General features: G+C 29.6%; 5 protein-coding genes. 4 read left to right on the plus strand and 1 reads right to left on the minus strand.

What is annotated here, in order from left to right; all coding sequences use genetic code 11:
* The 4 genes from ACIQ56_RS13905 to ACIQ56_RS13920 all read left to right on the plus strand — a co-directional run.
* Positions 1–417: hypothetical protein (locus tag ACIQ56_RS13905; protein ID WP_397601650.1), on the plus strand; the 417-nt coding region annotated here is incomplete at its 5' end.
* Positions 401–1627: a methyl-accepting chemotaxis protein gene (locus ACIQ56_RS13910; protein WP_397601651.1), complete on the plus strand. Its 1227-nt coding sequence runs from the start codon at positions 401–403 to the stop codon at positions 1625–1627. The genes ACIQ56_RS13905 and ACIQ56_RS13910, both read left to right, overlap by 17 nt.
* Positions 1628–1794: 167 nt before the next feature.
* Positions 1795–3303: a methyl-accepting chemotaxis protein gene (locus tag ACIQ56_RS13915; protein ID WP_397601652.1), complete on the plus strand. Its 1509-nt coding sequence runs from the start codon at positions 1795–1797 to the stop codon at positions 3301–3303.
* A 31-nt stretch (positions 3304–3334) separates the two neighbouring features.
* Positions 3335–4702 carry a hypothetical protein gene (locus tag ACIQ56_RS13920; RefSeq protein ID WP_397601653.1) on the plus strand — a complete coding sequence of 456 codons (1368 nt, stop codon included), beginning with the start codon at positions 3335–3337 and terminating at the stop codon, positions 4700–4702.
* Between the two features lie 5 nt (positions 4703–4707).
* Here ACIQ56_RS13920 and ACIQ56_RS13925 read toward each other — a convergent pair.
* Positions 4708–5299 (minus strand): hypothetical protein (locus ACIQ56_RS13925; RefSeq protein ID WP_397601654.1); only part of this gene is annotated, 592 nt, incomplete at its 5' end.

The following is a 5299-nucleotide window of genomic DNA, read 5'->3' on the forward strand; positions in this document are numbered from 1 at the left end:
ATATCATCTCTGGGAGCCGGATGTGGGAAAACTACAAGTCCGGTTCTGCAGGGGTTTCATGGCAATGAATTACTTTATTTGAAAGGAAATAAAAGTCATGTCTCTACCTACCAAAAAAAAAAGAGCCTCTCTTTTAAATTAAATTTATCTATAATTATATTACTTTCTTTAATTATTTTTTCGGCCCTATATACAATATTTATGATAAATAAAACACAATCCTTTGCGCAGGAAACGGGAAAAAGCTGGATGCCAAGTGTTTTATCTACAAGTAAAATGAGTGAAGGGGTTGGAAAATACGCGAGACGTATTTTAGGATTATTATCAACTTCATTAATTAACTCAAATGAAGAAGAAAATAAAAAAGGCCTTGCCGAAGACATAAAAACACTCGATAAATATGCAAAAAAATATTGATGAATACATTGAAAATCATATAAAACTTTTAAGTGGTCCCGAAGAAAAAGTTTTATTAGATGATATCACCCAAAAATGGAAAACCTACGACAATGCTAGCAGAGAAGCTATTGAAATAAATAAAAAAGGACAAAAAGAAGAAGCCATTAAATTGATATTAACAAAAGCGAGAAAAGCAGCATCTGAATTAGAAGAAGCTGTTCAAAAACTTGCAACTTATAATTACAATAATGGTGTCGCTTCTACTGAAAAAGGAGCAAGTTTAACAAGCTTAACTGTAATGACAATGACAACAATTATTGCAGCTTCTATTTTAATTGCCTTATTTATTTTTAATCTTATCAGGAATACAACAAAGTCTCTTAATATGGCTATTGATAATTTAAAAAATCAAAGTGTATCCACAAATGAAATTGCAAATAGTTTAAAAAACGGATCAAATATTTTATCAGACTCTGTAACGGAACAAGCCGCTTCAATTCATGAAACAAGTGCTGCGATAAATGAAATTACAAGCATGGTAAATAGAACTGCAGAAAATGCAAAAGAGTCTACAAATGTGGCAACAGGAGCTTCTCAAAAAACAGAGTCTGGACAAAAAACAATGGAAAGACTCGTAAATGCAATGGAGACCATTCAAGAGTCCAATAATCAACTTCAAAATATAGCAGAGATAATTAATCAAATAAATACAAAAACAGCGGTTATTAATGATATTGTTTCAAAAACAGAATTATTATCTTTAAATGCTTCGATTGAATCAGCAAGAGCTGGTGAATACGGAAAAGGATTCGCTGTGGTTGCAGAAGAAGTAGGAAACTTGGCTAAAATTAGCGGCGAGTCAGCTCAGGATATTCAGTCTCTAATCACTTCAAGCCAAGAACAAGTAAACAAAATTTTAGGTTTAACAAAAGAACGTGTAGACGAAGGAAAAAGAGTAACATCGGAAGCACAGGAATCTTTTCATCAAATTTCAGAAGATATTTCTACAATGGCAAGCGTAATTCAACAAATTTCGGACGCGACTCGTGAACAAGAAATTGGCGTTAGGCAAATATCTTCTGCCATGTCAAATATTGATAAAGCGACACAAAAAAGCCAAGTAGCAGTTACCAGCACCCAAGAATCATCTACAAATTTAGTGGAACAAAGTGCAAAATTAGACTCTACAGCAGCAGGAATTGAAATTCTAATTAAAGGTGCTTCTTAAATTACTATATTAAAATGATATATACTAAGAAATATTTGCTTATCAAGTCATTTTTTTAATTCACTAGAAAAATAAATTCCATATAAATCATATATAAATTGCTAAACTATAAAAGATAATAATAAGTATATTGCCAAAATATAAAAATGATATTTAACGGTGAATTTGTGAATCATATTAGTTTTGCAAGAAAAATATATTTTTCAATTTTAATATTAATGTTTATTATATTTTTAAATTCTTTATACACAATAATAGCTATAAATAAAACTCAAAATTATTCTAATGAAACAGCTTTATTTTGGCTACCAAGCGTTAATACTTCACAAGATATGAAGTATACAATTGCACAAATTAGAAGAAGAGAGCTCATTATTTCATATTCATTATCTAAAAAAGAAATAGAAGAAAACTTAAAAATAATAGAGGATAGATTAAACAGCATGCAAGTGTCTATAAAAAAATATCCTTCCCTTATTACACTTGCCGAAGAGAAAAAAATATTTGATGAATTTAATGATAAATTCAATAATTATTTAAAATATAGACCAAAATTCGTAGACTTCATAAAATCAAGTAAAACAACTGAAGCACATAACTATTTATTAAACAATTTAGATAAACCTCTTCAAGATTCGCAAGATCTATTAGAAAAAATAAGCGATTTAAATTATAAAGGATCAATTAAATCAACTCAAAACGGAGAGTACTTAAAGAATTTGACAAATATAAGTATGTTTTTCATTATGACTTCATCATTATTTATAATTATAGCAATCATTCTCTTAGTTAAAAAAAGTACCAAAAGTATTATTAAAGAAATTGACAGTATAAAATTTCAAAGCAATTCCACTAGCAATATTGGAAATAACTTAAAGCAAAGTTCAAATAAACTTTCTCAATCTACCGAATTACAAACAAACTCCGTTCATAAAACAAGCGCGGCTATAGATCAAATTTCAAGCATGATTAATAGAACTGCAGAAAACGCAACTTCAACTTTACTTGTTTCAAAAAATGCTTCAGATAAAGCAAAAGAAGGTGAAAAAATTATGAATCACCTTGAAAAAGCGATGGAGACAATTGAAGAATCTAGCACTCAATTACAAAATATCGCTGTTATTATTACACAAATTAATACGAAAACAGCTGTCATTAATGACATAGTAGCAAAAACGGAGTTACTTTCTTTAAATGCCTCAATTGAATCCGCTCGAGCAGGAGAACATGGAAAAGGATTTGCTGTTGTTGCTGAAGAAGTTGGTAATTTAGCAAAAGTAAGCGGGAAAGCAGCAAATGAAATTCAATTATTATTACAATCGAGTCAAACCCAAGTAAATACAATTATCGACACCACAAAAGCAAGAGTGGTAGATGGTAAAAATGTTACTTTAGAGGCGCATGCAGTATTTAAAGCGATATCGGAAAACATTGTCACTGTTACCTCAGTCATTGAACAAATATCAGATGCAACAAAAGAACAAGAAATTGGAATTAAACTCATATCGAATTCTATGGTTGAAATTGAAAAATCAACTCAAAATAGCAAAGGAATTGTTCAATTAACAGAAGAATCCTCTCTAAAACTAGTAGAACAAAGTAAAACCTTAGACGAAACAACAAATATATTAGAAAAATTATTTAAAGGAAAAATTCATGCAATAAAACAAAAATAAAAGATACAAATCACTTTTAAAGAAAAGGATTATGGAAATATATATAAACAAAAAACAAAATAAAATATATTTATATCACATTATAAAAATGAATTTATTTATTTTTGTTTCGCTATTTTCATTCCAAAGTTATGGAGATTGGTGGCATAATCATAGTTTTCTCATGGCTTCAAGACCTGCGGGTATGGGCGGCGCCTATACTGGTATTGGTTCTGGTCCTGCAGGCGTTTTTTATAATCCAGGGGGAATTGCATTTTCACCAGATGCTTCTATTAGCGTATCAACAACAAATTATTATACTTCAACGATTACTCAAGATGGTTATTTAGCAAATGACAATACAAGTTTTTCATTAACCGATGCCGATTTGCTTTCCGGTTATTTTGGTGGTTCGTTTCGATTAGGAACAGACTTACCTATATATATGGCTTTTGCTATTTACAATAAAGACTATGTTAATATAGATAATGTCGTCGAATCGGATAGCAAAAACGGATTAACAAAAACAAGATTTGTTCAAAAAGTAAGTTCCACAGAAAACGAATATGCAATGGCTGTTTCTTTTCGAACTCACGATAAGTTTAGTTTCGGATTATCTATCGCTTTTTTTGATATGCGCTATTCCGAATTACAAGGCGCTAATATTCTTTCTGGTCCTTATGACGATCCCTATGGAGGGGCTCAAATTTATCAATACGAATTATGGAATTATACCAGTAATTTTTATGTAAGAGGAATTGAAGCTGGGCTTGGGTTTTTATACAAACCAAAAGAATATATTTCATTCGGCTTATCTGGTAAATATAAATTTATTCTTTCTCAAAACGCAGAAGGCACTTACGTTGACAATCAAGTTGTAACAGATTCTCAATTTAATCCAATAAATAATTCAAATGATTATTCAGATTTTTATGAACAATATATAAATCAAACTAATATAAAACATACTCCAGAACCCTTTGGACAGTTGCCTTATATTATTCGATTTGGAATAGCTTGGATGCCTTCAGATTGGCAAACCTTTACCAGTGACTTAATATATACTTCTGAAAATAATGCTGTGAATCCTTTTTATCATACCAAAAAAACGTATGACTATGCCTTTGGTTCGGAAACAATTTTTTATGATACATTGGGTATTCGATTAGGCTTTTTTACAAATAGATGGTCTGGAGACCCAAACGTAACAGATCAATTTGTAAACGTAAACTTTTTAGGCTATACTGCTGCAATTGTTTATTATAATAAAAGATCCGTATACAGTTTGACATATATGTTACAAGAAAGCCAACCAGGAGCAGAGTATTCGCTAGAACCTGTATTATACAATGGCAGAAATAATCCGAAAGTTTATTGGCGAACCGATCAAATTGCCCTTGGCATTACAGGCGAATTATAAAATAATTATTTTTCAATTTTTTTATTCATAAGTTCTTCTATCATTTCAACTTCAAAACTCAAATCATAGATTGAACTTTTAAAGTTGTTATATAAATTCTGTTGAACAATTTCTCCAAAACCAGCTTCCATAAATGTCTTTAAAATATTAATTCTTTGTGTTAATGAGAGAAGCTTAAACTTATAAAGAAGGCTTTGTGGATAATTTACTGATTCCAAAAATAAAAATTGAAAAAGGTCGTCCCCAATTGGATTTTTTAGGCCAGAAAATGAAAATGCAAAATTTTCAACAAGTTTTTCTTTAAAAAACTCCGTGTTTTTTAATCTTTCATATATTTTTTCTACATCTTGAGAATATTTATCTATTTTTAAAAACCCAACCACAAAAACAAAAGACAAATTATCGTTTAAAATACTTGATTTTTTTAAAGATAATAGAGAAATAATACAAGTACCATTATAATAACTAATATTATAATTATAAATTAAAATAATAACATTAGCTCGAACTCTATTGCTTGGATGATTTAAAAACTTAATCATATAAGGAATCAATTTTTTATCGTTTATTTCCCAAAAATTTTCTATTGTATTTGCA

The organism is Silvanigrella sp. (assembly GCF_044369315.1).
GTDB lineage: Bacteria > Bdellovibrionota_B > Oligoflexia > Silvanigrellales > Silvanigrellaceae > Silvanigrella.